At 32.6% G+C, this 1,907-nt stretch carries 2 protein-coding genes and 1 pseudogene; 2 read left to right on the top strand and 1 reads right to left on the bottom strand.

Features of this window, described 5'->3' with window-relative positions:
- Positions 1-615 (bottom strand): annotated as a pseudogene (locus P8M54_RS00090) (M13 family peptidase); the annotation flags it as partial.
- Between the two features lie 138 nt (positions 616-753).
- Here P8M54_RS00090 and P8M54_RS00095 point away from each other — a divergent pair.
- Complete coding sequence (locus tag P8M54_RS00095; protein WP_300283645.1) at positions 754-1,419, top strand: SCO family protein; 666 nt, start codon at positions 754-756, stop codon at positions 1,417-1,419.
- A 119-nt stretch (positions 1,420-1,538) separates the two neighbouring features.
- Positions 1,539-1,907: DUF6134 family protein (locus P8M54_RS00100; RefSeq protein WP_300283647.1), on the top strand; the 369-nt coding region annotated here is incomplete at its 3' end.

The raw sequence follows: 1,907 nt of genomic DNA on the forward strand, positions 1-1,907 counted from the left end.
GTATTTTTCTCTTTTTTCTTTTGTGTCTTTTTCTTCAGATGTGTAATAATCTTTATCAGGCAATCCCAATCCGCTTACACCAAGGTTTAGAGAGTTTTTATCACTGTTTTTATCATCAGCTCCTACTCCAACACCAAAAAAACCTATTCCACCGATAGGTTCCATTTCGATTAACAGCTTTTGTAAATCTTCAACGTTTTTAACCTTATCAATCTTAGCTAAGTACGGTTTTAAAGGCGTAATACCTTGCTTGTTTCTAGCTACTGTATCTAGAATAGTGCTGTACAAATTAATCGCCTTCCCCTGATCAGTATCGGATTTGTATTTTGGGTTTTTAGAAGCTTCCTTCAAAATTGCCAAAGCATCAGCATCTGTCTTTTTAAGTAATTCGTTAAAACTTCCCCACGAAGTTCTATCACTAGGGATTTCAGTTTTGTCCAACCAAGTTCCATTGACATACCTAAAAAAATTGTCTGACGGCTTCACCGTATTATCAAAGAAGGTAGTGTTAATTCCTGGCTCAACGGTCACTTCCTTTTTTTGTGCTTGCATCTCTGTAAACCCTATGATTGCAGGAATCACAAAAAGCAATGGCTTATTATAATTAAATTTCATGTTTATAATTTATTTGTTTAGTTTTACAAAGCTATTGATAAAACTTCTAATTAATGATAAAATTATTAACGAAATTCTAAGGGTGTAAATGTCCTCATAAAACATTCAGTTTTGTATTTTTGTACAAATTAATCTTATATGAAATCTATCCTTAAAAAGTACCGTATTTTCATCGGTGTTTTCGTTATATTTTCAATCATCACCTTGTTCTTGTTCTATACAGCTTTGAAACCTGAAAAGACACTACCTATTTTCAATCCTAGTGATATCAATCCTGAATTAGTCGACAGCACCGTACAATACATTAGCAAATACCATACTATTGCTGACTTTTCCTTCACCAATCAAAATGGGAAGACCGTCACTCAAAAAGATTATGAGGGCAAGATATATGTTGCCGATTTCTTTTTTACGACTTGCAACTCAATTTGTCCAAAGATGACAGCCAACTTATTTGATGTTCAAGAAGCAATCAAGGACAATCCAAAAGTTATGCTCTTGTCGCATACTGTTTTTCCAGAGAATGATAATGTTGCGGTTCTTAAGGCTTATGCCAAAAAATACGACATCGACGATAAAAAGTGGAACCTGGTTACTGGTGATAAAAAAGAAATTTACACCATGGCTAGAAAATCATACTTGGCCGTGAAACTAGGAAAACCAGAAGAGTTATATGATATGGTACACACTGAGAACCTTGTTTTAGTAGACACTAAAAGAAGAGTTCGCGGTTTTTATGACGGAACTAAGAAAGAGGATATTCAAAAATTAATTGAAGATATTACTTTTTTATCGAAAGAATAAACACAGCTTTCTATCACTTTTTATAATGTACTTCAAGTAACGGTTAGCTCCAAAGTAAAATTGTTATACCAAAACAACTTGTCAAGAAGTAAATTGTCAAGAATATAATATAGTTTTTCATGAAGTATTTACACACGCTAGTCTTATTATTCTTTTGCGTTTTTACTAATGCACAAAACCAGGAACACATTTATGATATTTCGGTCAATGGAAATATTATTGGTGAATTAACTGTTTCGAAATTGATTGAAGAACCTACAACAACCTATAAACTTAATAGTAAATCTGTAATTTCTCTTTTAGGGAAAACAACAATAAGCACCTCATTTATTGGCGTTTTTAAAAATAATGTTTTACAATCAAGCATTTATATCTCACAAAAAAACAACAAAGCTTACGATAGCAGCACTATCACTGAGAAAAATGGGGTCTACACAATTCTACGAAAAGGAAAAAAATCAATTGTAAGCAAACCTATAAAATACGTG

The sequence above is a fragment of the Flavobacterium sp. genome (assembly GCF_029242675.1).
In the GTDB taxonomy this organism is placed as follows: domain Bacteria; phylum Bacteroidota; class Bacteroidia; order Flavobacteriales; family Flavobacteriaceae; genus Flavobacterium.

Coding starts and splice junctions, on each gene's coding strand:
- P8M54_RS00095 (WP_300283645.1), top strand. CDS start 754: ATGAAATCTATCCTTAAAAAGTACCGTATTTTCATCGGTGTTTTCGTT.